Origin of the sequence: Flavonifractor sp. HCP28S3_F3 (assembly GCF_052065355.1) — a bacterium.
In the GTDB taxonomy this organism is placed as follows: Bacteria; Bacillota; Clostridia; order Oscillospirales; family Oscillospiraceae; genus Flavonifractor.
This window is the reverse complement of sequence record NZ_JBQHUF010000022.1, coordinates 1-25,972: the sequence shown is the minus strand read 5'-3', so window position 1 is coordinate 25,972 and position 25,972 is coordinate 1. Positions and strand designations below refer to the sequence as shown.

Below are 25,972 nucleotides of genomic sequence, written 5' to 3'. Positions count from 1 at the left end.
AAAAAAATGGGCCCGCACCCATAGCCCCCGCCACCTTTTTTATTCGCGTTCCCGATCCCGGCGGTACTGCTCCATTTGCAGCTCGTCTTTGATCTCCAGACCCCGCTCTCCCGCCAGACCTTCGATGTGATGGGTAAATTCATGGGCCAGGGTGGTGTACAGCTCGTCCTCCCAGTCCTCCTGGGACCAGTTTTCCTGTTCTGCCAGGGCGGCAAAGGAGCCGTAATAGAGGTTGATATACTTCCCCATCATGTCGTTGCAGTACTCGCCCATGATGTAGAGGTCCTCTCCCTGAGGGTCTTCCATGGCCTCCGGCAGCAGGGAGATGCCGCCGTTGAGCTCCTGATAGAATTCCTCCGGGAACTCTTCCGCCATCTCGTCCAGCAGATCGCCCGCTTCGTCAAAGCTCAGGATCATACGGCCGCCTCCTTGGGGCGCTTCATGGTCAGGGAAATACGCTTTTTCTTCTCGTCTACCTCCAGCACCCAGACGGTGACGATATCACCCACGGCGCACACCTCGCTGGGGTGGCGCACCCGGCGGTTGGACAGCTGGGAGATGTGGACCAGACCGTCCTGATGGACGCCGATGTCCACAAACACGCCGAAGTCGATGACGTTGCGCACCGTGCCTGTCAGCTCCATGCCCGGTTTCAGGTCTTTCATCTCCAGCACGTCGGTGCGGAGGATGGGCTTGGGAAGCTCGTCCCGGGGGTCACGGCCGGGCTTCATCAGCTCGTCCACAATATCCTTCAGAGTGGGCAGACCCACCCCGCATGCCTCCGCCGCTTTTTCGGGGCCGTAGGCAGTTACCTTTTCCCGCAGCTGAGAAATATTTCCCGCCGCCACATCCTTTACCGTGTAGCCGCACAGCTCCAACAGCTTTTCCGCCGCCTCATAGCTCTCCGGGTGGACCCCGGTGTGATCCAGTACGTTCTTGCTCTCCGGCACCCGCAGGAAGCCGGCGCACTGCTCAAAAGCCTTGGGGCCCAGCTTGGGCACCTTCAGTACTCCCTTCCGGGTGGTGAAGGCTCCGTTCTCTTCCCGGAATTTGACGATATTCTTGGCGGTGGTGTTGTTCAGACCAGCCACATAGGACAGCAGGGGAGCGGAGGCGGTGTTCAGGTCCACACCCACGCTGTTGACGCAGTCCTCCACCACGCCGCCCAGGGTCTCGTCCAGACGGGCCTGGGGCATGTCGTGCTGGTACTGGCCCACGCCGATGCTCTTGGGATCGATCTTCACCAGCTCCGCCAGGGGATCCTGAAGCCGCCGGGCGATGGACACCGCGCTTCTCAGGTTCACGTCGTAGTCGGGGAATTCCTCGGCGGCCAGCTTGGAGGCGGAGTAGACGGAAGCGCCCGCCTCGTTGACGATCATATAGCTGACCCCGCCGCCTACCTTTTTAATGAGCTCCACCGTCATCTGCTCGGTCTCCCGGCTGGCGGTGCCATTGCCGATGGCGATGTGGGCCACGCCGTGCTTTTTGATCAGCTTGGAGAGCACGTCGATGGCCTCCTGCTTCTTCCGCTCATTGAAGGTGGGATAGACCACCGCCGTGTCCAGCACCTTGCCGGTGGCGTCCACCACCGCCACCTTGCAGCCGTTGCGGTAGCCCGGGTCCAGGCCCATGGTGACAAAACCCTTCACCGGAGGCTGCATCAGCAGCGGCTTCAGGTTGAGGCCGAACATCTTGATAGCCCCTTCGTTGGCCTGCTCGGTGAGAGTGTTGCGGATCTCCCGCTCCAGGGATGGCTTTAGGAGTCGGTCCCAGGCGTCATCGGCGGCAGCCCGGACGAACTCCATAGCCGCCCGGCCGGGCACCACCGCCCGGCGCACCGCGATGCGGGCGGTCTCCTCGTCCAGCTCCACCCCTACCTTTAAAATATCCTCCCGCTCTCCCCGGTTGATGGCCAGTACCTGGTGGCCCATGACCCGGTTCACCGGAGTGCGGAAGTCGTAATACAGCCGGTAGACGGTGTCCTCCGGCTCCTTCTCTGCCGCCCGGGACACCAGTACGCCCCGGCGGAGGTACAGGTCCCGCAGGCCCTTGCGGACGTTGGCGTCGTCGGAAATGGCCTCGGCAATGATGTCGGACGCACCCTGGAGGGCGGCCTCCACCGTCTCCACGCCCTTCTCCGGGTCCACATAGTCCGCCGCCAAAGCCTGGGGGTCCACCTGGGGTCCCATGGCGAACAGGGCGTCCGCCAGAGGCTCCAGTCCCTTCTCCTTGGCCATGGTAGCCCGGGTGCGCCGCTTGGGCTTGTAGGGCAGGTACAGATCCTCCACCTCCGCCAGGGTGGCGGCGGCGTCGATGGCGGCAGATAGCTCCTCCGTCAGCTTGCCCTGGCTCTCGATGGAGGCCTTCACTTCCTCCCGCCGCTTGTCCAGGTTCCGCAGATATTGCAGCCGGTCGGCCAGGGTGCGCAGGGTGGTGTCGTCCATGGCACCGTGGAGCTCCTTGCGGTAGCGGGCAATGAAGGGGATGGTGTTGCCCACGTCAATGAGGGTGACCACATTCTGAATATAGCTCTCCTTCTGGCCCAGCTCCCGGGCCAGGATTTGAATCAAAGTTTCCATTGGGATACTCCTTTTAAATAAGGTATTCTTATTTTACGCGATTTTGACAGGCAAGTCCAGCAAATCTCCTTGCGCTTTTCTGACGCAGCCCGTAGAATAAAGGAAAAAGGAGGGGAACGGGATGGATCCCAGACTGGAGAAGATGAACGAAACCTGGAAGGAACTCACCGAGCAGGCCTCCCGGCTGAGCCGGGCTGCCGCCCAGCTGAAGGAGCTGGAGGCGCAGTATGCCGAGCGGCAGCAGCGGGTGGAGGAGACCGGGGCCATCTACCGCAAGGAGCAGGACGATGTGGACAAGCTGGAGCAGGGCGGCCTGCGTGCCTTTTTCATCGGGCTCACCGGGAACAAGGAGGAGCGCCTCTCCAAGGAGCGGCGGGAGGCCATGGCAGCCAAGTGCCAGTACGACCAGGCTATGTCCGACCTGGAATACCTGGACGGAAAGATTCGGAAGCTGCGGGGCCAGCGGGAGGAGCTGAAGCAGGTCCAGCAGAGGCTGGAAGCTCTGAGCCAGGCCAAGGCCAAGCTGCTCAAGGAGCTGGGCGGTGAGACGGGAGAACGGCTCATGGAAATGGACCGGCGGCAGGCGGAGCTGGAGCATCAGCTCCGGGAGGTGCGGGAGGCACTTTTCGCCGGAAGGCGGGCGGAGACCTGCCTCAGCCAGGTGCTGGACAGCCTGGACAGCGCCAGTGACTGGGGTATGTGGGATATGGTAGGGGGCGGTCTGCTTTCCACCATGATGAAGCACGAGCGAATGGATGACGCCCAGGACGGACTACGGCAGGTCCAACGGGCTCTGTCCGACTTCCGAACCGAGCTGGCCGATGTGGGGGATATCCAGATTCCCGACATTTCCATCGGCTCCTTTGCCACCTTTGCCGACTACTTCTTTGACGGCTTTTTCGTGGACTGGTATGTGCAGTCCAACATCCACGACGCCCAGAACGGCGTGTCGCAGGTACACATGAAGGTGCTCAGTGCCCTGGATACGCTGGAGCGGGCTGAAAACAGCCTGGATCTGGAGCTGGAGGGGCTCAAGGCACGCCGGTCCGCCTTGCTGGACAGCGTCCAGTCTTGACAAACCAGCGGAATGGAGATAATATGTAACTGGTTACTTATTTAAGCGGGGTGAGTATATGCCGGGTCTGATGCCCTTCGGCCTGAAAATCGCCATTCTCAACCGGGAATTCCGTAGGCGGATGGATGAAAAGGCGGCTGATATGGGTCTGACCTCTGTGCAGCTGCGGGTGCTGGGCTCGGTGAGTCGGCTGGAGGCAGCCGGAAAAGAGGAGATCCACCAGAACGATCTGGAGCGGCTGGAGCACGTGACCCATCCGGCCATGACCAAAATGCTCCAGCGGCTGGAGCACAAGGGGTGGATCAGCTGTGTTCCAAGCGAGAAGGACCGGCGGTACAAGAAGATCACCTGCACCGAGCGGTCGGTGGGGATCCATAAGGTGATCCTGGCCCAGGATGCGGAGGTCCTGACTGACCTGTGCAGGGACTTTACGGCCGAGCAGGCGGAGACCCTGATGGAGCTGATGGATCTGCTGCTGGACAGGATCGACCCGGAAAACAAGTGAATTCCAAAGGCGGTACGCTGAGGAGAACACTCAGCGTACCGCCTTCTTTTTCTGCATAAATAGGTAACCTGTTACTTGTTTAGAGGAGGATAACAACATGGACAAAGCGATCCCGGAAGGGAAGAGCCCCTTCGCCACTGAGCCTATTGGTCGGCTGATCCTGAAATTTGCCGTACCCAGCGTCATTGCACTGCTGGTCAACTCTCTGTACAACATTGTGGACCAGATTTTCATCGGCTGGGGCGTGGGCTATCTGGGCAACGGGGCAACCAACATTGTATTTCCCATCACCATCGTGGCGCTGGCCCTGGCCATGATGATCGGCAACGGCGGCGCGGCCTTTCTGAGCCTGAAGCTGGGGGAGGGCCAGGTGGAAACAGCCAGAAAGGGTGTGGGCAACGCCGTTTCTCTGGTAGTGATTGTCAGCATCGTGCTGGCGGCAGTCTTTTTGATTTTTATCAATCCTATCCTGAATCTGTTCGGTGCCACCGATGTGCTTCGGCCCTACGCCCTGGAGTACGGCGTCATCATCGGTATCGGCCTGCCCTTTATGATGATCTCGGGCGCCATCAACTGCATGGTCCGGGCTGACGGCAGCCCCAAGTTTGCCATGTTCTCCATGGTCATCGGTGCCATCCTCAACGTGATCCTGGACCCGGTGTTCATTTTCGTGTTCCACATGGGAGTGCAGGGGGCGGCCATCGCCACAGTCATTGGCCAGGTGGCTTCCTTTGTGGTGTCCGTGGTTTACATGCCCCGGTTCAAGAGCGTCCATCTTACCAAAGCCGCCTTCCGCCTCAATGGAAGAACCTGCGGTAATATCGTCACCTTCGGTCTCAGCAGCTTCATCACCCAGTTCGCCATCACCATCGTCATGGCCCTGACCAATAACCTGCTGGCGGTGTACGGTGCCGCCTCCGTCTACGGCGCGGAGATCCCCCTGACCGCCACCGGCATCGTGATGAAGGTCAACCAGATCATGATCGCCATTCTGCTGGGCATCGCCACCGGAACCCAGCCCATCATCGGCTACAACTACGGCGCCAAGAACTTCAAGCGGGTAAAGCGGGCTCTGGAGATCTCCCTGATCGCCTCGGAGGTCATTTCCATCCTGGCCTTCCTGATCTTCCAGTTTGCACCCATGAGCGTGGTAATCCTGTTTGGCTCCGAGGAGGGGCTGTACAACGAGTTTGCGGTAAAAGCCTTCCGCATTTTCCTCATGCTCTGCCCCCTTACCGGCTTCCAGACTATGGCGGCGGTCTACCTCCAGGCGGTGGGCAAGCCGGTGAAGTCGGCCATCCTCTCTCTGGCCCGGCAGATCATCTTCTTTGTGCCTGCGGCTCTGATCCTGCCTCAGTTTTTTGGAGTGGTGGGCGTGCTGTGGACCGGCCCGGTGGCCGACGGCCTGGCCTTTGTGCTCTCCCTGGCCCTGCTTCTGTATGAAAACCACCATCTGAAAAAGAGCCACGCGGCCCAGCTGGCGGACAGCGGGCAGGCGGAATAAAAGGAGGTTTGGAAGATGAAAAACAGAGTCATCACCATCAGCCGGGAATTTGGCAGCGGAGGCCGCACCATTGGGAAAAAGGCGGCGGAGAAGCTGAATATCCCCTGCTATGACAGCCAGCTGATCCAGAAGATCGCGGCAGAGAGCGGCTTCCATGAGGATTATATTAAGGAGGCGGGTGAGTACGCCCCCGGCGGCTTTCTCTCCTCCGCACTGTCCCACCGGGGGATCGCCATTACCAATGAGGATTACATCTGGGAGATCCAGTGCCGGGTCATTACCGACCTGGCCCAGAAAGGACCCTGCGTCATCGTTGGCCGGTGCGCCGACTATATCCTCCGGGACAAGGCAGACTGTCTGAAGGTGTTTATCCATGCGGACATGGACTTCCGGGCCAAACGCATTGTGGAGGTGTACGGCGAGCGGGAGCAGTCCCCCCAGCAGCGGCTGAAGGACAAGGATAAGCGCCGGGCGGCCTACCACCGGTTTTATACCGACATGAAGTGGGGCCACGCCCAGAACTACGATCTGACTCTCAACAGCGGGACCCTGGGCATCGACCGGTGCGTGGATATCATCTCAAATTAATTTTATGGTGGGAACGTGACCGGGGGGCCCCATAAGGGGCCCCCGCCGTTCGTACAGAGAAAAAGAGGGGAAAAAGAGAGGAAACGAAATTATTTGCCCAGACGGCGGACCATTTCCTTGGAGCAGAAAGTGGCCACATCGTCGGCGTAGGTACCGGCGCCGAAGCCGGCGTCATAGCCCAGCTCCTTGGCCAGAGCGTGGGTGATGCGGGCGCCGCCGCAGCAGAAGATGTACTTCTCGCGGACACCCTCAGCCTCGGCCAGCTCGATGAGCTCGGTCAGGTTCTGGATGTGCACGTCCTTCTGGGTGACGGTCTGGGAGACCAGCAGCACGTCGGCGTTGACCTCGGCGGCCTTGCGGAGGAACTCCTCGTTGGGCACCTGGGAGCCCAGGTTGTAAGCCTCGATCATCTCGTAGCGCTCCAGGCCATAGTGGCCGGCGAAGCCCTTGCGGTTCATGATGGCGTCGATGCCCACGGTGTGAGCGTCGGTACCGGTGGAGGCGCCCACCACGACCAGCTTGCGGCCCAGGCGCTCCTTCAGGAACTCGTCGGTCTCGTCCATGCTCATGGCCTCGTCGGCCACGGTCTGCACAACGATCTCGTTGTAGTTAATGGAGTGGGTGAGAGAGCCGTACACCACATAGAAGGTGAAGGCCTCGTCCAGCTTCTGCCGCAGAGCCACGTTGGGGTCAGCCAGGCCCATCTTCTGAGCGATCAGCACAGCAGCGGCAGCGCCCTTGTCGTCGTCCTTAACGGGCAGGGTGAAGGAGAGCTGCACCTTGCCGTCGTTCATGGTGTCGCCATAGGGTTTCAGCCGGGTCAGATCCAGAGTGGTGTCCAGATCTTTGTCACGAATCTGATACAGTCCGGAACTCATTTGCCGGCACCCCCTTTCATCATGGGCTCAAGGAAGGGGTTGAAGTACCCGGGCGCCTTGTTTACGACGCCTTCCAGGCCCTTGCCGCCGTCGCGGGGCCGCTTGATGTCGGCGAAAATGCCCCGCTCCAGGGTCTCGAAAATGCCCAGCTGCTCGATCTGGCCCAGCAGGTCGGTGGCCTTGTGGAGCACGTCGGCCGCGCGGTTCTGCATGATGCCGCCGTCCTTGAAGACGATCTCGTTGCCCAGGTCGTGCATGGTGCGGAAGATGTACTGGGCGTTCTGGATGGCCAGGAAGCGGTCGGACAGGAAGGGAGTGTGGATAGCCTCGGTCATCATGCCCAGCAGGTGGATCTTCTGGTTGGTCAGGATGGTCACCATGTTGAACAGGGCGTCCTGGACCTGGCCGCGGAAGATGTTGCCGGTCATGAACTTCGTGGGAGGCATGTACTTCAGGGGGGCGTTGGGGAAGATCTCGCGGGCCATCTCGGCCTGAGCCAGCTCGTACAGGAAGCCGTTCTCCACGTCGGGGTCGATCTCGAAGGCGTGACCCAGACCCATCTGCTCCTCAGGCAGACCGGCCCGGAGAGCGAAGGCCTCGTTGAGGAACTGGGAGGCCAGCACGGTGTGGGCCTCTTCCACGGCGTCGGCGGTGGTCAGGTAGTTGTCCTCGCCGGTGTTGATAACCACGCCGGCGTAGGCGTTGATGGCGCGGGAGAAGGACTGGTCGATGAGGGTGCGCTGCATGTTGATGTCGCGGAACAGGATGCCGTACAGAGCGTCGTTCAGCATCACGTCCAGACCCTCGAAAGCGCCCATAGCGGCGATCTCGGGCATGCACAGGCCGGAGCAGTAGTTGCACACGCGGATGTAGCGGCCCAGCTCCTCGCCCACCTTGTCCATGGCCTCACGCATCAGGCGGAAGTTCTCCTGGGTGGCGTAGGTGCCGCCGAAGCCTTCAGTGGTGGCGCCGTAGGGCACGTAGTCCAGCAGGGACTGGCCGGTGGTACGGATAACGGCGATGACGTCGGCGCCCTGACGAGCGGCGGCGGTGGCCTGCACCACGTCCTCGTAGATGTTGCCGGTGGCCACGATCAGGTAGATCCAGGGACCCTGCTTCTCACCGCCGTGGGAGGCGATGAAGTCCTCGCGGCGCTTACGGCGGGTGCGGATCTTAGCCAGGCTGGCCTCCACGATGGGGTCCAGAGCGGCGTGGATCTCAGCCTCGCCGTGGGTGGGAACAGCGGTCAGGTCCAGAGAACCGTTGGCCACGTCCTCGGCAATAGCCTGGGGATCCTTCCCTGTCTCCACCATGGCGTTGCCGATCCAGAACGCGGCGCCCTGGGGCAGGCCGCCCTTCTCCAGCAGATGCTCTACAACTACGTTGGGCAGGGGCACGTCGCCGGCGTCCACGCCGTCGATGCCCAGCAGGCGGCAGATGGTGCGCTCCACAGCCACGGTGGTGCAGCCATCGATGAAACGCTGAGTGTCGTCAGCCACGCGAGAGGCATGAGCCCGGGCCTGCTCCACCAGCTTAAAATCAAGATTCAGCTTGGATTCCAACATCGATCACTTCCATTCTTTGTAACTTAAAAAACGGGGGGCAGCGGACCGTCGCTGAAAGCGGCGGCCCGCTGTAGACCTCGGGTCGGATTACTCCTCGTGGTGGGAGCGCTTATGACGCTCCAGGTTGGCGGGCTCCATGGACAGCGCCTGACCGCGCTCCAGGCCGGCCACGCCCATGAGCTCCTTCTTCTTCTTGCCGGTGCAGTAGTCGCACTGGCAGTCGGTGTAGTGCTCGGGCTCGGTGTAAGTGGTGATAACACCCTCGTAGTTGCGCAGGATGACCTTCTTGGGGGTCTGGGAAATGACGTACTGAGGCATGACGGGAGTCTTGCCGCCGCCGCCGGGGGCGTCCACCACGAAGGTGGGCACGCAGAAGCCGGAGGTATGGCCGCGCAGGCCCTCGATGATCTCGATGCCCTTGCTGACGGGAGTACGGAAGTGCTCCAGGCCCATGGACAGGTCGCACTGATAGATGTAGTAGGGACGCACGCGGATCTTGACCAGCTCGTTGACCAGCTTCTTCATGGTGTAGACGCAGTCATTGATGCCGGCCAGCAGCACGCTCTGGTTGCCCAGGGGGATACCGGCGTCAGCCAGCATGGCGCAGGCCTTGGCGGACTCGGGGGTGATCTCGTTGGGGTGGTTGAAGTGGGTGTTCAGCCAGATGGGATGATACTTCTTCAGCATGTTGCACAGCTCGGGGGTGATACGCTGAGGCAGCACCACGGGAGTGCGGGAGCCGATGCGGACGATCTCTACGTGGGGGATCTCACGCAGCTTGGCGATGATGTACTCCAGGCGCTCGTCGGAGCAGAGCAGCGCGTCGCCGCCGGAGAGCAGCACGTCCCGGATGACGGGGGTGTTGCGGATGTACTCGATGGCCTGATCCACCTGATCCACAGGCAGGCCGGCGTCGTTCTGGCCGGCGAAGCGGCGGCGGGTGCAGTGGCGGCAGTACATGGAGCACTGGTCAGTGATCAGCAGCAGGCAGCGGTCGGGATAGCGGTGGGTCAGACCGGGAGCGGGGGAGTCCTCATCCTCGTGCAGGGGGTCCAGCAGGTCGGCGGCGGACTGATGCAGCTCCTTGGCGGTGGGGACGGCCTGCAGCCGGACGGGATCGTGGGGATCGCCGGGCTGGATCAGGGACAGGTAGTAAGGAGTGATGGCCATGCGGAGGGTGCCGAGGCAAGCCTTAACGCCTTCCTCTTCCTCGGGGGTCAGGTCCACATATTTCTTCAGGTCTTCCAGAGTCTCAACGCGGTTCTTGACTTGCCAATGCCAGTCGTTCCACTCTTCATCGGTCACGTTGGGAAACAGGATCTTACGGCGGGACTCTACCATAACAAGGTCATCCTTTCTAAGTCAGTGTGGGGATGCGCGATCCGTAGGTCAGTTACCCGGACCGAAGGGCGGCGGCGGAGAATGGGTTGGGGAGGAGGAGTTCTCGGCCGGAGCCGTGGGCGGATACACTGCCACGGGATAGTCACATCAGATATCGTTTGCCCGCGGAGCGCGGGGAAACTTCAATTATTATTACAGGTACTTCTTCTCGAAGTAGGCCTTCAGCTGGGGATTCTCGCGGAGCTCGGACAGAGTGATCTCGGCGTGGTCCTTGGTGTAGCCGTTGCCGATGACCATGGTGACGTCCTTGCCGCAGCCCTCGGCGCCCAGGGCGGCCTTGGCGAAATCGGTAGCCATGGAGAAGCAGTACACGGTGCCGTTGTCGCGGACGGGGAGAATGGCGCTCATCTCGCAGGCGGGGACGTTAACGATCAGGATGGAGATATCGTACTCCTTGCCGCCGTTGACAGCCAGGGACTTCTCCAGAACCTCAACGGGGTTGGTGGCGGAGCCCACGATGGCGTGGTGGCAGAGGTTCATGCTCTTCAGCAGGTCGGCGTCCTCCTGGCAGATGACCAGGGCAACCACGTTGCCGGTGGGGCCGACGCGCTTCATGGCCTCGTAGCAGCACATCATGCCGCCCTTGCCGGCGCCGCCCAGGATCAGCACGGAATCGCCGGGACGAACCAGCTTAGCGGTCTGGGCAGGAGCGCCAGCCACGTCCAGAGCGGCCAGAGCCAGCTCCTCGCTCATGTCGTTGGGCAGCTTGGCGTACAGGCCGGACTCGAACAGGATGGCCTGAGCGTCCACGTCCACGCGGTCGATCTCGGGGTGGATGGCCTTGATTTTGTTGATCTTCAGGGGGGTCAGGGACAGGGACACCAGAGAGGCGATCTTGTCGCCCACCTTCAGGTCGATCTTGCCCTGCAGGTCCTCGCCGATCTCCTTGACGGTGCCGATGAACATGCCGCCGGAACCGGTAACGGGGTTCTGCATCTTGCCGCGCTCATTGACGATGTCCAGGATCATCTGCTCGGTCTTGCCCAGGTCCTTGTCACAGGCCTCGTAGATCTGGGTGAAGGAAGCGGAGTCGATGTTCAGGGCGGACACGTCGCACAGGATCTCGTTGGAGTAGCACTCCATGGTGTTGTCGATCTTCTTGGCGGCCTGAGTCAGTAGGCCCTGGGGCTCGATCACGCGATGAGTGCCGTACTTGTTGCCTTTCTTCTGCATAGAAGGTTCCTCCTCTTTTTCATTTTGTTTGTTTGATTGGTTGGGGAGATGATCTATTTGGTTGGGGAGATAAGTACTAACAACTTTTTAGGCCAGGGACAGGATCTTGCGGGCCTCGTCGGGGGTGGCGATCTCACGGCCCAGCAGCTTGGCCAGAGCCACGACCTTTTCTACCAGCTCGCCGTTGGAGGCGGCCTTATGGCCCTTCTCCAGGTAAATGTTGTCCTCGAAGCCGACGCGGACGTTGCCGCCCATCACGATGCCGGCGGCTACCATGGGCCATGCGCCCCGGCCGATGCCGGTGACGGTCCAGGTGGAACCGGCGGGGATCTGCTTCACCAGGTAGTCCAGGTTGCCCACGGTGGCGGGGGTGCAGCCGGACACGCCCAGAACGAAGTTGAACTGCATGGGAGCGCCGGGGACCAGACCCTTGTTGGCCATGTTCACGATGGTGTCCAGGTGGCCGATCTCGAAGCACTCGTACTCAGGCTTGATATGGTTCTCAATCATCCGCTTGCCGAATGCCCGCATGGTGGGCATATCGTTGACGAAGATGTCGTCGCCGAAGTTGCAGGTGCCGCAGTCCAGCGTAGCCATCTCGGGGCACAGCTCAGTGGGCTGGAGCCGCTCCTCCGGGGTCATGCCGGTGGCGCCGCCCGTGGAGGGGATCAGGATCACGCCGGGGCAAGCCTCCTTGATGGCGTCCAGCACCACCCGGAACCGCTCCCGGTCCTGTGTGGGGGTACCGTCGTCCTCGCGGACGTGGACGTGGATGACCGCTGCGCCAGCTTCAAAGGCGCTCTTGGCTTCCCGGACCATTTCCTCCACCGTGTAGGGGACCGCGGGGTTGTGTTCCTTGGTGACCTCTGCGCCGCAGATGGCCGCGGTGATGATGAGCTTTTCCATAACACGCCTCCTCGTAAAAAATAAACGCTATCCCGCCGTTGGAAGATACTCCCGGCGGGATAGCGCTTCATGAACAAAAAAACACTACTCATGTCCGCGGGAGGGGAAACTCTCGTTCAGACACAAATAGCGCTTCATGTAACTCATGACAATCCGTAAGCACTGGGCCCACGGCTCAGGGGGAGGGCTGTACGATTCACGTCCCCCTTCGGCGGAGCGGACATTCACAGCACACATCGGGCTCGCCTGCCCTTGTCATTGCACTGCTACCTTGCGCTCCGCGCCTCTATCCATGCATGTTATTCACTTTTGACAAATTCACTATACTCCGGCCGCTTTCGTTTGTCAACTATTTTTTAAAAATTTTACATGACAAAAATTTTCTCTGTCCTGTGCACTTTTGTGCGCTACAGCAGGACATTATTAGCGTGCTGACAACCAAAAGAAGGCCGCCCGGGCGGGCGGCCTTCCGTGCTTACAGGTCTGCCTGGAACAGCTCCATGAGGGTGTCGTCCAGCTTGAGCAGCCGGCACACCCGCAGGGCGTCCCGGGGGCAGGGAGCTCCCGGCGGGGCGGGCAGGAGCCGGTAATCCATCCGCCGGGCGATGCGCTTGCGGGGGTCGTCCCCCTCGTCGCCCTGGATGTCCCGCACCAGACCGGCCACCTGGTAGTGGGTCCCGGCCACGTCGGACACGCCGTCGTAGTGGGTGGTCATCAGGGCCACGCAGTCCAGGCTGCCCAGGTGGCGCACCAGAGCCCGGGCCAGGGCGGCGCCCTCCTGGGGGTTGGTGCCCCGGGCAAACTCGTCCAGAGCCACGAAGAAGAACTGGTCTTTCGTCTCCCGCAGCAGTTTGTCCAGCAGGTGGACCTCCTTGCCGAAGGAGGACAGACCGCCGGCGCCGGGGCCGCTGTCGGCCAGGATGAGCTCCACCCGGTCAAACAGGGGAAGGGCGGCGGACTGAGCGAATACGAAGAAGCCGCACTGGCACAGCAGCAGGGAGAGCACGGTGGAGCGGAGAGATACCGTCTTGCCGCCCATGTTGGCGCCGGTGATGACGGCGCAGCCCTTGCCCAGCTCCAGATCCAGGGGGGTAAAGCTCTCGCCCCGGTTTCTCAGGTCCTCCTCCACCTGGGGATGACGCACCCCGTGGAGGGAGATGGACTTGTCCCGGCTGAGGGCAGGCCGGACGCAGTTGTACCGCAGGGCCAGCTTGGCCTTGGCTACGATCAGGTCCAGACGGCCCAGAGTCTCCATGCTGGACAGGAACCGGTCCTTCCAGACCATCAGCTTGGCGGTCAGCTCCTGGCGTACCACCAGTTCCAGCTGGTCCTCCTGTACCGCCAGCACCCGCCGCTTTTCCATCAGGGGACCCCGTTTATCATCCTGAGTCATGCGGATGGCCTTTTCCAGCTTGGCCTTTTCCGCACGCAGGGGAGCCAGATCGTTGTGGTAGCAATTGGCTACGGTGAAGGTGGGCAGCCGCCGGCCGTCCGGGTCCATCAGGTCCAGAGCCTCTGCCAGGGAGGGGAAGGCAACGCCGGACAGGGCAGGCATGGCGTTGTAGGCCTGCACCAGTCGCTCCAGAGTTACCAGGAAGTGCTTGAGCTCAAAGAGCTCCACCAGGTCAAAGGGTACACCGGGATCCCGGTCAAAGGAACCCCGGATGTCGTGGAACAGGGGCAGCTGCTTGGTCACCCCCCGCAGGGCGGCAGCGGCATCCTTCAGGTCCGCCGGAGAGAGCTCCGCTCCGCCGCAGCCGCAGGTGGGAGTCTCCTGGGGTCGGGTGCTCCCGGCGTTCCACAGTTCCATGGACAGGGCCACGTTGTCCAGCTCTTCTTCCAGGGCGCCTTCCTCACCGGGGCCGTACCAGTGCAGGTCCCGGGCGGCCGTCCGGCCAAAGGGGGAGAGGGGATTGAGCCGCTCCAGTACCCACTGCAGGCCTGCGTTCTCCCGCAGTTCCAAGGTCAGTTTCATGGCCTATGCCTCCTTCACGTTGACCACCGGCAGGTCAATGGCCTGCCGCAGGGCTTGTACGAATTTGTCCCCCTCAAAATGCCAGCCGTAGGCCGACCAGGGGTTGGCGGCCACTGCCGCGATGGTCAGCTCCCGCCGAACCAGCAGCTCTCCGCCGTTGCGCAGGAACAGGTCCAAAGCAGCCCGGCCAGCCAGCACATGGGTGGCGTCGGCGGCGATGAGGGTGGTGGGAGCTCCCCGCCGGGCCAGGGTTTTCAGCAGCGGGTCCATGATGCCGCCTGCGGCCCATACCGCCAGAGGCTGCCGGGGCAGCTTGTTCCAGCGGGGACCGCCGCTCTCGTCCAGGGGCAGCTCCACCGGCTCCCCATCCAGGGTAAACAGGGCAAAGCGGGCCTCCAGTCCCTCCAGGGCCTGCCGCAGCTTGGGATTCTCCGGGGTCTTGCGGCTGAACAGCCAGCAGGTGTGTGCGGTCTCCGCCACAACCAGTTCCATGTCCCGGTCCAGGGAGGCACCGGTGCACAGCAGAGCAACGCCCTCCACTCCGGCGCCTGCCAGGGATTTGCGGCCGGCGGCACCGTCGATGAGCACCCGCTGAGCACCCAGCTCCAGGAAGGTTTTCGTCAGCGGGGGCAGCTGCCCGGCGGCGGAGGGTCCCGCCAGCTGCACATAACCGTCAGACAGCGCCCTGAGCACCGCCACCGGTCCCAGAGGGGTCATCACGTCGGTGAGACCAACCACTTCCAGCGTGGGATCGCACAGAGAGAGCATACCCCGGGCAGTGGCAAACAGATCTCCGGCTTTTACATACAAATCGGGCTTTTCTGTGCCCGTCACCAGGTCGGTGCTCTCGCCGTCCCGGCCTACCGAGGTGAGGGCCAGCCTCTCATCTCCCAGTTCCGCCATCAGCCGGCGCATGGCGGTGGTCTTTCCGGCGTTCTTGCACAGCCCAATCACCGTAACGGGGGAGGCGTCCCCCACCAGCGGTGCTAACAGGTGTTCCAAAAGATGGCCTCCCTTCCACACAAAATTTGGGTGAGTTGTCAAGGGCATTATAAAAGCCCCCCGGCGATCCTGTCAATGGGGTACCTCCGGGCAAAAACGGCGGTTTTGGCGGAAAGTGCAACTTTTTTCCGCGTACCTGCAAACGGCGGAAAAAACGACGGGAGCGCCGCCGGGACTCTCATATAAAGTCCCAGCAACGCTCACATCGGAAGGATACCGGCTCTGTCTGCAAGTTTTTCTGAAAATCCTGCAAAAACAGAATATTTTTTAAAGCTGCTCCTCCAGGTGGGCGATCAGGTCGTCAGCCACAGCGTATACCCCCTGGAAATCCACGTGGGGATTGTAGAAGCCCTCCAGCTGGTCGTGCATCGCCTTGGCCTGGGCCAGAGCGTCCACCGCCTCCTCCAGCAGGGCGGCGGACACCTTGCGGGCGAAGCGGAGCCGGGCCCGGTTGCGGCGGGTGAGGTCCGGATCGGCCATGGCATCCACGCGAATACGGCGGTAGGGCTTGTGGGGCCAGGGGTCGGCGGGAGTGGTGCTCACGAAGGCCAGGGAGAGGGAGGGAATGAGCAGGTGTTCCATCCGGTCGGGGCAGAGGGGAGAGGGACATACGATCACATCCCGGCCGGAGGCCATGGCTCCGGCGGCCAGATGGACCAGCATGCCGTGGGCCAGACCCCAGGGATCGGACAGCTCATAGACACGGTTACATAATAATTCTACGGTGTCGAAATTGTACAGAACTCCTTTCCAGGTGATCCCGCTCAAAAAGCGCTGGACCGACCGGCCTTCCTCTTCACCCTCGCCCCGCATCTCCCGGGAGAGGATGCCTTTGGCCCGGCGGGCCAGCTTGGCCTTCAGCCCTTCATTCAGAAGGAGCGAGCGGTTGTCCTCCGCCAGCTGGGCCGCGGCGGTGAGGCAGCGGTATGCTCGCTGATAGCAGCCCTTGTAGCCCTTCATGCAACCCTTCAGATCGTCCTTTACCGTCAGCAGACCGGCCCGGTCATAGTACGCTCCAAGATTTACATAAGATTCAACCAGGCCGGGGTATTTGGGCTCTACCACGTGAGGGGCGGTGCCGTCCACCACGGCGGTTTTCAGGGCGGGAATGATGACCGCATCCAGGGAGTCGGGGTCCCCGGAGCAGTCGATGTACTCCACCTTCAGGCCGTGCTCCTCCATGGCGGCTCCCACCTTGCGCATCAGGGAGGACTTGCCGCATCCGGGGCCGCCCTTGAGGATGAAGAGCTCTTGAGCTTCCTCCGGGTCCATGAGCTGGTCGTACAGGGAGTAGAAGCCGGTGGGGGAATTGGCTCCCAAAAAATAATGTACTTTAGGCTGTGCTTGCATAGGCGACCCTCCAAATCTCAGGTTTTTTCACTTTCAAGCTATGCGCAGGAGAGAAAGAGGGTGCGGCGGCGATTGCATTTTATATAGAAATAGGGTACACTGAACAGAGAAACAGGGAGGGGGTGACGAGATGCCGTATGAGAAGCTGCGCCTGACTGCCATGACCACGGCCGGTGGGTGAGGGGCCAAAATAGGACCGGGAGTCCTAAGGAATGTATTGGCCGGCCTGCCCAAGGTGGCCGACCCCAGACTGCTGGTGGGCTTTGACGAGAGCGACGACGCAGCAGTCTACAAGGTCAGCGACGAGCTGGCCATGATCCAGACGGTGGACTTCTTCCCGCCGGTGGTGGACGATCCCTATACCTTTGGGCAGATCGCCGCCGTCAACGCCCTCTCCGACGTGTACGCCATGGGCGGCCAGCCCAAGCTGGCCATGAACCTGCTGGCTTTCCCCTCCTGCCTGCCTGTGGAGGCGGTGGGGGACATCCTGGCCGGCGGAGCGGACAAGGTGGCCGAGGCCGGGGCGGTGATCGCCGGAGGCCACAGCATCGAGGATCAGGAGCCCAAGTACGGCCTGTGCGTCACCGGCTTTGCCCACCCCGACGCCATTCTGACCAACAGCGGCGCCAGGGAAGGGGATATCCTGGTGCTCACCAAGGCTCTGGGTACCGGCATCCTCACTACCGCCGCCAAGGCGGAGCTGCTGGACGAGCATGCTTACCGGCAGATGGTGGAGCTGATGACCACCCTCAACAAATATGCCGCCGAAGCCGCTGCCCCGGTGCGGCCCCACGCCTGCACCGACATCACCGGCTTCGGGCTGGTGGGCCACGCCAAGGAGATGGCCCAGGGCAGCGGCCATACCGTGGAGCTGTGGGCCGGTAAGGTGCCGGTGGTGCCCCTGGCCCTGGAGCTGGCCATGGACGGCATCATCCCCGCCGGGGCCTACCGGAACATGGACTTCGCCCAGGCCGACGTGGAGCTGGCGGGTGAGGTGGCCCGGGAGCGGCTGGACTGTCTCTATGACCCCCAGACCGCCGGCGGCCTGCTGCTCAGCGTGGCGGAGGACAAGGCGGAGGAGCTGCTCCGCCGCCTGACGGACAGCGGCGTCACCGCCGCCGCCATTGGCAGGGTGCTGCCCCGCGGGGACAAGTGGCTGCGCATCACGCCATAAACCAAAGAAACAGACAGGGGAGCGGACGGAAATGGAAACCATGATCATCGGCATCGCCGGAGGCACCGGCTCGGGCAAGACCACCCTGACGCTGGGGCTGAAGGAGCGGTTTGGAGATTCGGTCTCCATCCTGTACCACGACAACTACTACAAGGCCCATGACGACATGCCCTATGAGGAGCGCTGCAAGCTGAACTACGACCACCCGGACGCCTTCGATACCGAGCGGCTGGTGGCCGATCTGGAGGCCCTGCGCCGGGGAGAGCGGGTGGAGAGCCCCACCTACGACTACACCGTCCACAACCGGGCGGCGGAGACGGTGGAGGTGAACCCGGCTCCCGTCATTCTGGTGGAGGGTATCCTGATCTTTGTGGAGCCCGCTCTGCGGGAACGGATGGATATCAAGATCTTCGTGGATACCGACGCCGACGTGCGTATCCTGCGGCGTATCCTGCGGGACGTGAAGAAGCGGGGCCGCTCCCTGGATTCGGTGGTGCAGCAGTACCTCACCACCGTCAAGCCCATGCACGAGCAGTTTGTGGAGCCCTCCAAGCGGTATGCTGACATCATTGTGCCCGAGGGCGGCAAGAACGCCGTGGCCATGGACATGATCATCCAGCGTATCCGCAGCCATCTGGCTATGGAGTAACAGAGAAAAAGCGCCTGCCCGGATACCGGACAGGCGCTTTTTTATGCCTCCGGAGCCTCTTGCTCCGGGAAATGGTTGCGCAGCACAAAAAGCTGATAAATGATGAAGGCGCATACGATGAACCCGGCCACCAGTACTCCACCGTAAATGATGGAGAGGGTGGCGTGCTCCTCCCAGGGCAACGGTAACCTCATAATGACCTGAATAACGGCCTCCGCGTTGCGGCAGAACCGCAGACTGTCCGCCCGGATGCCGTTATCCTCCGCCAGCTGGGCCAGATCGGTGAGCATCTGGAAGCGGAAGTAGATGCCCACGCAGAGCAGTAGGATGGAAAACAGGAAAAACCGGCCTGTCCGCTCCTGGCCCGTCAGCAGCACCCACACCCAGTCCACCGCCGACACCACACCCAGCAGGACGCAGAAGGGTTTTAATAACAGCAGGCTCCTCAATTCCGCCCCCAACAGCACAATGGCGGAGAAGATCAGCAGATAGCCCGCCCAGTTGGGCAGCACATTCAGGGAGTGACCGTTGACGCTCAGGTTGAAGTCCAGGTAGAGCAGCACATAGGCCCAGGCGATCTTGGTCAAAGCCTGGCGGATTCGGATGTTGTCAGTCATAGGCTGCCTCCTCCGGCCAGGCGATGCCGGTGTATTCCTGGCCCTTGTACTTGATCTTCACCGCGATAGAGGCGGGGGACTGCTGCTGATCGCAGCCTCTGGGGTCGCTGCCCCCTCCGCCTCCCAGACCATGCTCCTCAGGGGTACGGAAGGAACTGTGACCAAATTCAGTGGGAAAGGCCTCGTTCTGATTCAGACTCTGGTACCAGACGGTGAGAGAGACTTCCTCTTCTCCCTCCCATGCCCGGCCGCCTGCGGAGCGGTAGTAGTCGGTAAAAAGGGCGTCTGGACGGGGCACCGTGTCCAGCTGGTAAGAACTGCCGAACAGGCTGTCGGAATAAACCTGGCTGTCCACACTGAGCAGGTACTGATAGTCCACCTCAATGGTGAAGTCCTCCACCTTGGCCGTATACGTCAAAGCGGGCAGAATGGAATTGGTGTGGGTGGCCAGGGTGCACGCCGGGTCCACCGCTGTCCAATCCTCCAGAGGCTCCACCGCCCAGAAATCCCCTTGCCGGAGCACCCGCACCGGCTGGGATACGGCGATGGATTGGCCCTCCTCATAGATACCGGCAAACCAGGTGCGGTAGGCGTCCAGCACCAGCAGGCCGGTGTAATTGCCGTCGGAGCCCTCCAGGAAGTTGTACACCACCCAGTCGGCCTGGGCGCAGCTGGCCTCCGAAAGTCCCAGAGGCTCCAGAGGATAGGGTGTGTCCAGCTTCTCACCTGCCCGGGCGGCTGCAAACAGCTCGTCCTGCGCGTCCTCTGGCGCGGCCATGACCAGATAGGCGGGGCTGTCCGCCAGCAGGGCCTTGACATAGGTGTCCAGAGCTCCCGCCGGGGTGGTGGCCCGGTTCAGTCGGGCCCGGGCCAGCTCCAGGGAGCCGGAGGCGTTCTGGTCGGGCAGCTCCACGGCGCCCACCGTCCCCGCCAGGCAGGCCACGGCCAGCACCGCCGCCACGCAGGCCGAGCCCAGACCCACACCCTGGGGATAGCGCTTGAACCGGGCGATGGAACTGATGCGGGCCTTGATGTTCTTGCCGCCGTTGGCCATGGAGGTGGTGCCCGGCGAGCGGGCGTATTTGTCGTCCGCCATGGAAAGGAGGATCACGCCGTATTCCCGGCGCTCTTCACCCTCCAGCCGCTCCAGCACCCGCTGGTCGCACAGGGCCTCGCTGTCGTTCTGAGCCCGGTCCCAGCAGTACCACAAAAACGGATTGCACCAGTGGAGGCACCGCAGCACACACATGCCCACCCCAGCCCACAAATCGCCGTATTTCAGGTGGAGCAGCTCGTGGAGGATCACCTTGTCGTCCACTGCCCGCTCCGGCAGCACCAGCACCGGGGAGAGGGGCCCACATACAAAGGCGCTCTCCACCCCCGACAGCACGGTTACCCGCTTGGGGACCTTCAGGCCGTATTGGTCTGCCACCCGGTGGATCTGCTCCAGGGTGTCGGGGGAGGGCGCGGAGCCCTTTGCCACCCGCGTCCGCAGGGCCAGATAGGACAGGAAGAACCACAGCAGGGTGACGACTACACCGGCGGCGTAGAGATCAAAGAGCACGTCGGTAACGCTGCCCGGCGGGACGAGGCGCACCAGAGGAACGGGAGAGAGCACCTCCGTCACCCCGTAGGGGCTGGTGAGAACGGAGGCCAGCCGGGACTCCACCCCGGTTTTGGCGGCCTCCAGCACCACGTTCAGGCCGGGGAGCAGGGTGCGGCCCAGCAGCCCGGCGGGCAGCAGCAGACGGGCGGCCAGAATGGCCCACACCCCGTACTGCCACCGGGGGGACAGCTTATCCAGAAAGAGCCGTTTGGCAATGAGCAGCACCGCCGCCGTGATGGAGACAGTGATGGTTTGGAGCAAAAGGGACCAGATGTTTTCCACAGGTCATACCTCCATGTCATCCAGCAGCTTCCGCAGCTCCTCCCGCTCCTGGGCGGTGAGCTTCTCCTCCTTCAAAAAGGCGGCCACCAGCTTGCCTGCCGAGCCCTGGTACACCCGGTCCAGCAGGCCCCGCCGCTCCTGGGCGGCGCAGGCCTCCCGGTCTACCCCAGCCCGGTAGCGGTGTGGGACAACTGCTTTGTCGATGACCACCAGGCCCTTGGCTTCCATCCGGGTGAGATAGGTGAGCACCGTGTTCCGGCTCCAGAGCGTGGCGGGCCGAAGCGCCTCCACCGTCTGCCCCAGGCTCAGACCGTCCTCCGCCTGCCACAGTGCCTCCAGTACCTGCCACTCCTTGTCGCTGAGCTTCATAGCAGACCCTCCTACAACTGTCGTATCTGATTATGATACTACACGTGTAGGATACCCTTGTCAAGGGGGCGGGAAAAAATTGGACAGGGGGCGAAAAAAAGCTACTGCTTGTGCCGGAATTGTGGTACAATAGCCGTTGAGTGATATTTGCGAGAAGGGACGGAAATCAGGAAATGGACAGGATCGGGTTTGACAATCAGAAGTATCTGGAGCTCCAGTCGGCCCATATCATGGAGCGGATCGGAAAATTTGACAACAAGCTCTACCTGGAGTTCGGCGGCAAGCTCTTTGACGACTACCACGCCTCCCGGGTGCTGCCTGGATTTGAGCCGGACAGCAAGATCCGCATGCTCAAGGAGCTGCGGGATTCGGTGGAGGTGGTCATCGCCATCTGCGCCAGCGATATTGAGAAGAACAAGGTGCGGGGCGACCTGGGCATCACCTATGATGTGGACGTGCTGCGCCTCATCGACGCTTTCCGCGCCCAGGGCCTGCTGGTGGGCAGCGTGGTCATCACCCAGTATGCCGGGCAGCCCGCTGCAGACGCTTTCCAGCGGCGGATGGAGCACCTGGGTGTGAAGACCTATCTCCACTACCCCATCGCCGGCTATCCCCACAACACTGGCCTTATCGTCAGCGATGACGGGTACGGCAAGAACGACTACATCGAGACTCAGCGGCCTCTGGTGGTGGTCACCGCTCCCGGTCCCGGCAGCGGCAAGATGGCGGTGTGCCTGTCCCAGCTGTACCATGAGTACAAGCGGGGGGTGAAGGCGGGCTATGCCAAGTTTGAGACCTTCCCCATCTGGAACCTGCCCCTCCAGCACCCGGTGAACCTGGCCTACGAGGCCGCCACCGCCGACCTGGGGGATGTGAATATGATCGACCCCTTCCACCTGGCCGCCTACGGGGAGACCACGGTGAACTACAACCGGGACGTGGAGATCTTCCCCGTCCTCTCCGCCATGTTTGAGAAGATCATGGGGGAGTGCCCCTACAAGTCTCCCACCGACATGGGCGTGAATATGGCAGGCAAGTGCATCGTGGACGACGACGCGGTGTGTGCTGCCGCCCGGCAGGAGATCGTCCGCCGGTATTACACCGCCCTGTGTGACCGGAAGATCGGCACCGCCTCCGACGAGCTGGTGTATAAGCTGGAGACCGTCATGCAGCAGGCCCACGTGGATGTGTCCATCCGTCCGGTAGTGGCCGCCGCCGCCCAGGTGGCGGAGGAGACCGGCAAGCCCGCCGGGGCCATCGAGCTGCCCAACGGCGAGGTCGTCACCGGCAAGACCACCGACCTCATGGGCCCCTCTTCCTCCACCCTGCTCAACGCCCTCAAGGCCCTGGCAGGTATCGGCCATGAGCACCACCTCATCTCCCGGGAGGCTCTGGAGCCCATCCAGCAGGTGAAGGTCCACCATCTGGGTTCGGTGAATCCCCGGCTCCACTCCGACGAGATCCTCATCGCCCTGGCCATTTCCGCCACCACCAATCCCCTGGCCAAGCGTGCCCTGGACCAGCTCTCCGCTCTGCGGGGCTGCGAGGCCCACTCCACCGTTATCCTCTCTCCGGTGGACTCCGGCACTTACAGCCGTCTGGGCCTCCGACTCACCTGCGAGCCCCAGTATGAGACCAATAAGCTATACCATAAGTAATATATCCTGTGGATAATACAAAAAGAGCCTGCCGTATTACGGCAGGCTCTTTTTTTAGCTCTCGGTTCAGGCGCCCAGGGCCTCCGCCGGGATCTCAAAGTCGGTGGCGTTGTCGAAGTTGAAGCAGTCCATGACCAGGCTCATCTTGTCCATGGTAATCATGCCGCTGATGTCCTCTTCGCCGCCTGCCGCGGCCATGGATTTCTCCATGATGCCCTGCATCAGCTCGGTCATGTCCATGGCGTAGCGCACGGGATAGCCGCTCTCCTGATCCACCCAGACGGTGATCGGCATGTCGCCCAGATCGCTGTACAGCTCAGACAGGTCCAGATTGCCCACGCTGCTCTCCAGGCTGCTGGTGGCGCCGCTGGCGGCCAGAACCTCCTCCAGAGCGTCGCCCCGGATGACGCCGGTGAACTTGTTGGCGGTGGAGCCGTTGATCTCCTCGGTGCCCTCCAGGGTGTAGTCGTCGCCGCTCTCCAGGTACAGGTTCATGCTCTCCTGGGCGTCATACTGCTGGAGATAGCTCATATCCACGGTCTCGGAGCTCCATGCGCTGCCGTCGTTCATGTACACGGTGTAGTTGTCACCGTCCATGGCGGCGTACATGTTCATGGTGAAGGAGCCGAGCTCCCCCATATCCATGGTCATGTCGGCCTTCAGCTTCATGGGGTCGTTGAAGCAGACCATGTTCATGGCGGTCTCGGTCTCCATGGACTGCCCCATCAGGCTCATATCCATCTCCATGACCATAGTGGCTTCCAGGCTTTTGACGGCGTTGATCTTCTCCAGGGCGGTGGCGATATCCCCGGTGGACTTTTCGGTGCCACTGCCGCAGGCGGCCAGCGACAGAGCCAGTGCGGCACTCAGCGCAAAGGCCGCGGTCCTCTTTCCAAACTTCATACGATCTTCCTCCCATCAAATGTGGTAAGTTCAGTTTACCACGGGACAAGCGCCGTTGTCTTTGGTTTTTTTCTTAAGTTTTTCTGAAACGACCGTGGGTTTTTCTGATACCTGGTGTATGATAAAACAGAGATAGACGGAAGGGAGGCGACGGCGTGGACCAGCGGGAGATCGTGGAGCTGCTGCTCCGGCGGGACGAGGCTGGTATGGACCAGCTGCTGCGGCATTACGGGCCGCTGATGAAGTATGTCATTGCCCCCATTCTGCCCGACCCACGGGACCGGGAGGACTGCCTGTCTGAGACAGTCCTGCGGGTGTGGGAACGGATCGGGCAGTTTGACGGGACCCGAGGCAGCTGGGCTGCCTGGCTTACCGCCATCGCCCGGAATACCGCCCTGAACCACGCCCGGAGCAATGCCCGTCAGGGCGGGGTGGGGGAAGTGGATGAACGCATGCCGTCACCGGAGCCCGGCCCGGAGGAGACGGTGCTGCGTCAGGAGCGCCAGGCGGCGGTGCGCTCGGCGCTGGAGCGGTTGTCCATTGGTGACCGGGCTCTGTTTTACCGGAAATATTACTACCGGCAGCCTACCGCCCAGATCGCCGCCGAGCTGGGCATGTCGGAACGGGCGGTGGAGGGGCGGCTTTACCGCTTGAAAAAGCAGCTGCGCAGACTGTTGGGAGGTGAGGTCTGTGAGTGATCGTAAGTGGGATCCCATGAATGAGGACGAGTTTGACGCCATGCTGGAAAACAGCCTGCCCGACCTGCCTCCCGAGGATGTGGTGGCCGATGTGACCCCGTGGAGAAGGGCTATCCACTGGGTGCTGATCGGCATGGGTCTCACTACCATTACCCTCAGTTATATGTATCTGGACTATATTCTCCCGGCCATCGGCATGGTACTGCTGTTGCTGGGCTTCCGGTCCCTGCGGCGGGAGAACCGGTGGTTTGGGGTGTGCTACGGCATCACGGTCCTGCGGGCGGTATATGTGTTTGCCAGTCTCATTCTCAACTCCACCATTTGGTCCAGCGGCATCTATGATATGCCTCAGGTGTCTGTCCTGACAGGGATCAACCTGATCCTTTTGTTTGTGGAGTTCTTCTGCCTCTGGGGCGGGTTCCGGGCGGTACAGCGGAAGGCGGGGCTGCCGCCCCACGCCGGAGGGGCTGTGGCTCTGATGGTGTGGTATGGCGCTATGTGTCTGCTGGCCCTGGTGGGGTACGTGGGCCTGATTCTGGGCGTAGCTCTGCTGGTGATGTATATTTTGATTATTTGCAGCCTGTGGAAGCTCTCCAAGGAGCTGGACCAGGCGGGCTATGCCATCCGTCCTGCTCCCGTGCGGCTGGAGGATGGAACTGTAGCCCTGGCCATTACCGTTCTGCTGGTAGGGGGCTGTATCTGCGGCTGGCTGTTCGGGAGCAGCTATCCCATGGAGTGGACGCCCGTTGACGCGGAAGAACACAGCGAAGCGGCGGAGATCGAGGCGAAGCTGCTGGAGCTGGGCGTGCCGGAGTATGTGGTAAACGACCTGACGGCGGAGGACCTGGCCGCCTGCGGCGGGGCCCTCCGGGCGACGGTAGAGGTGAATGACAGCAAGGAAACTGAGCTGTCCATCACCGGTGTGGGAATAGAACTGCCCGGAGAGCAGGAGCGGTGGATGATCATCCAGCACTTCCTCTGGAAGGAGAACCCCGGCTTCTACGGCACAGAATCCATTCAGCTCTGGCCGGCCTATCAGGATTGCGACGGGTGGCGTGCTGGAGGAGAGGTCACCGGCCGGGTACTGTATGACAAGGCTGGGCAGACTTATTCCGCTCCCTACTGGTTCCTGGGAGAGCAGAGCTTTACCTCCGACAGTATTTTCTGGGGAGCGCAGAGCAGTACGGATGTATTTGCCGCCTTCTCCATGCCCCACGGCGGCGAAAACCACCGGGGCTATGTGGCCTATGTCATTGAGGAAGCGCAGGATGGCTATCTTATCAGCTGCTGGTTCAATTACACCCACCAGACAACCGCGCTCCAGTATCCCGCCCGGTCAGCCATGGAGACCAGAATGATCAACATCTGGAACAAAGCCGGAGCCTTCTACACCTTGCAGTACGCCAATCCCCAGTTCTGGCCCGAGGAGTTGGAGGAGATTCCGCCCCAATAAAGAAGAGCCCCCGCCCAAGGCCCCGGGGCGTCGCCTATCAGTTATTTTGGGTGTTACTGCAA

General features: G+C 61.9%; 23 protein-coding genes and 1 riboswitch. Of the genes, 9 read left to right on the top strand and 14 right to left on the bottom strand.

The genetic code is table 11. The annotated features are described in order from the left end of the window. Window positions 1–39 precede the first annotated feature (39 nt). Complete coding sequence (locus ACTNB1_RS14310; protein ID WP_441170413.1) at window positions 40–417, bottom strand: metallopeptidase family protein; 378 nt, start codon at window positions 415–417, stop codon at window positions 40–42. Then, window positions 414–2,579, bottom strand: a complete 2,166-nt coding sequence (locus ACTNB1_RS14305) for a Tex family protein (protein ID WP_441170412.1) — start codon at window positions 2,577–2,579, stop codon at window positions 414–416. The genes ACTNB1_RS14310 and ACTNB1_RS14305 overlap by 4 nt, the downstream gene beginning before the upstream one ends. A 121-nt stretch (window positions 2,580–2,700) precedes the next feature. Here ACTNB1_RS14305 and ACTNB1_RS14300 point away from each other — a divergent pair, with 121 nt between their 5' ends. From ACTNB1_RS14300 to ACTNB1_RS14285, 4 genes are all read left to right on the top strand, one after another. Beyond that, window positions 2,701–3,654 (top strand): hypothetical protein, encoded by a 954-nt coding sequence (locus ACTNB1_RS14300; protein ID WP_441170410.1) that lies wholly within the window; start codon window positions 2,701–2,703, stop codon window positions 3,652–3,654. Between the two features lie 58 nt (window positions 3,655–3,712). Beyond that, entirely contained in the window at window positions 3,713–4,159 is a 447-nt protein-coding gene (locus tag ACTNB1_RS14295; RefSeq protein ID WP_441170409.1) for a MarR family winged helix-turn-helix transcriptional regulator, read from the top strand. 97 nt (window positions 4,160–4,256) lie between these two features. After that, entirely contained in the window at window positions 4,257–5,663 is a 1,407-nt protein-coding gene (locus ACTNB1_RS14290) for an MATE family efflux transporter (protein ID WP_441170408.1), read from the top strand. A gap of 15 nt (window positions 5,664–5,678) precedes the next feature. Then, entirely contained in the window at window positions 5,679–6,251 is a 573-nt protein-coding gene (locus ACTNB1_RS14285; RefSeq protein WP_441170407.1) for an AAA family ATPase, read from the top strand. Window positions 6,252–6,340: 89 nt separating this feature from the next. Here ACTNB1_RS14285 and ACTNB1_RS14280 read toward each other — a convergent pair whose 3' ends face one another. From ACTNB1_RS14280 to ACTNB1_RS14245, 8 genes are all read right to left on the bottom strand, one after another. Continuing rightward, a complete protein-coding gene (locus ACTNB1_RS14280; protein WP_441170405.1) occupies window positions 6,341–7,129 on the bottom strand; it encodes an OAM dimerization domain-containing protein in 789 nt (262 codons plus the stop codon). After that, window positions 7,126–8,694 carry a lysine 5,6-aminomutase subunit alpha gene (locus tag ACTNB1_RS14275; protein WP_441170403.1) on the bottom strand — a complete coding sequence of 523 codons (1,569 nt, stop codon included), beginning with the start codon at window positions 8,692–8,694 and terminating at the stop codon, window positions 7,126–7,128. The genes ACTNB1_RS14280 and ACTNB1_RS14275 overlap by 4 nt, the downstream gene beginning before the upstream one ends. A gap of 87 nt (window positions 8,695–8,781) precedes the next feature. Continuing rightward, the gene (gene ablA / locus ACTNB1_RS14270) at window positions 8,782–10,035 is read right to left on the bottom strand and encodes a lysine 2,3-aminomutase (RefSeq protein WP_349140610.1); all 1,254 of its coding nucleotides are present in this window, start codon (window positions 10,033–10,035) and stop codon (window positions 8,782–8,784) included. Between the two features lie 192 nt (window positions 10,036–10,227). Next, window positions 10,228–11,268: an L-erythro-3,5-diaminohexanoate dehydrogenase gene (locus ACTNB1_RS14265; RefSeq protein WP_441170402.1), complete on the bottom strand. Its 1,041-nt coding sequence runs from the start codon at window positions 11,266–11,268 to the stop codon at window positions 10,228–10,230. 87 nt (window positions 11,269–11,355) lie between these two features. Continuing rightward, a complete protein-coding gene (locus ACTNB1_RS14260) occupies window positions 11,356–12,174 on the bottom strand; it encodes a 3-keto-5-aminohexanoate cleavage protein (protein ID WP_441170401.1) in 819 nt (272 codons plus the stop codon). 119 nt (window positions 12,175–12,293) lie between these two features. Further along, window positions 12,294–12,471, bottom strand: a riboswitch (Lysine riboswitch). A gap of 178 nt (window positions 12,472–12,649) precedes the next feature. Next, window positions 12,650–14,149, bottom strand: a complete 1,500-nt coding sequence (locus ACTNB1_RS14255; RefSeq protein WP_441170400.1) for a MutS-related protein — start codon at window positions 14,147–14,149, stop codon at window positions 12,650–12,652. Window positions 14,150–14,152: 3 nt separating this feature from the next. Next, complete coding sequence (locus ACTNB1_RS14250) at window positions 14,153–15,151, bottom strand: hypothetical protein (RefSeq protein ID WP_441170399.1); 999 nt, start codon at window positions 15,149–15,151, stop codon at window positions 14,153–14,155. Between the two features lie 267 nt (window positions 15,152–15,418). After that, window positions 15,419–16,501 carry a hypothetical protein gene (locus tag ACTNB1_RS14245; RefSeq protein ID WP_441170398.1) on the bottom strand — a complete coding sequence of 361 codons (1,083 nt, stop codon included), beginning with the start codon at window positions 16,499–16,501 and terminating at the stop codon, window positions 15,419–15,421. A 130-nt stretch (window positions 16,502–16,631) separates the two neighbouring features. Between ACTNB1_RS14245 and selD the strand changes: the two genes are divergently transcribed. Next, window positions 16,632–17,675, top strand: a complete 1,044-nt coding sequence (gene selD / locus ACTNB1_RS14240) for a selenide, water dikinase SelD (protein WP_441170396.1) — start codon at window positions 16,632–16,634, stop codon at window positions 17,673–17,675. A 31-nt stretch (window positions 17,676–17,706) separates the two neighbouring features. Further along, window positions 17,707–18,324, top strand: a complete 618-nt coding sequence (gene udk, locus ACTNB1_RS14235) for a uridine kinase (RefSeq protein WP_441170394.1) — start codon at window positions 17,707–17,709, stop codon at window positions 18,322–18,324. A 41-nt stretch (window positions 18,325–18,365) separates the two neighbouring features. On the opposite strand, the gene ACTNB1_RS14230 is transcribed toward udk, so the two are convergent. Genes ACTNB1_RS14230 through ACTNB1_RS14220 form a run of 3 tightly spaced genes read right to left on the bottom strand, consistent with a single transcriptional unit; the run spans window position 18,366 to window position 21,198 of the window. Next, window positions 18,366–18,941 carry a hypothetical protein gene (locus ACTNB1_RS14230; RefSeq protein ID WP_441170393.1) on the bottom strand — a complete coding sequence of 192 codons (576 nt, stop codon included), beginning with the start codon at window positions 18,939–18,941 and terminating at the stop codon, window positions 18,366–18,368. After that, window positions 18,934–20,829 carry a M56 family metallopeptidase gene (locus ACTNB1_RS14225; RefSeq protein ID WP_441170391.1) on the bottom strand — a complete coding sequence of 632 codons (1,896 nt, stop codon included), beginning with the start codon at window positions 20,827–20,829 and terminating at the stop codon, window positions 18,934–18,936. Before ACTNB1_RS14225 ends, ACTNB1_RS14230 begins: the two co-directional genes overlap by 8 nt. A 3-nt stretch (window positions 20,830–20,832) precedes the next feature. Continuing rightward, entirely contained in the window at window positions 20,833–21,198 is a 366-nt protein-coding gene (locus tag ACTNB1_RS14220) for a BlaI/MecI/CopY family transcriptional regulator (protein WP_441170389.1), read from the bottom strand. Between the two features lie 173 nt (window positions 21,199–21,371). On the opposite strand from ACTNB1_RS14220, the gene ACTNB1_RS14215 reads away from it, so the two are divergent. Continuing rightward, a complete protein-coding gene (locus ACTNB1_RS14215; protein ID WP_441170387.1) occupies window positions 21,372–22,856 on the top strand; it encodes a DUF1846 domain-containing protein in 1,485 nt (494 codons plus the stop codon). Window positions 22,857–22,922: 66 nt separating this feature from the next. Here ACTNB1_RS14215 and ACTNB1_RS14210 read toward each other — a convergent pair whose 3' ends face one another. Next, window positions 22,923–23,759, bottom strand: coding sequence for a DUF6612 family protein (locus tag ACTNB1_RS14210; RefSeq protein WP_441170385.1), 837 nt, complete (start codon window positions 23,757–23,759; stop codon window positions 22,923–22,925). A 155-nt stretch (window positions 23,760–23,914) separates the two neighbouring features. Here ACTNB1_RS14210 and ACTNB1_RS14205 point away from each other — a divergent pair, with 155 nt between their 5' ends. Continuing rightward, a complete protein-coding gene (locus tag ACTNB1_RS14205) occupies window positions 23,915–24,457 on the top strand; it encodes an RNA polymerase sigma factor (protein ID WP_441170384.1) in 543 nt (180 codons plus the stop codon). Next, window positions 24,450–25,910, top strand: a complete 1,461-nt coding sequence (locus tag ACTNB1_RS14200; protein ID WP_441170382.1) for a hypothetical protein — start codon at window positions 24,450–24,452, stop codon at window positions 25,908–25,910. The genes ACTNB1_RS14205 and ACTNB1_RS14200 overlap by 8 nt, the downstream gene beginning before the upstream one ends. The last annotated feature ends 62 nt before the right edge of the window (window positions 25,911–25,972 follow it).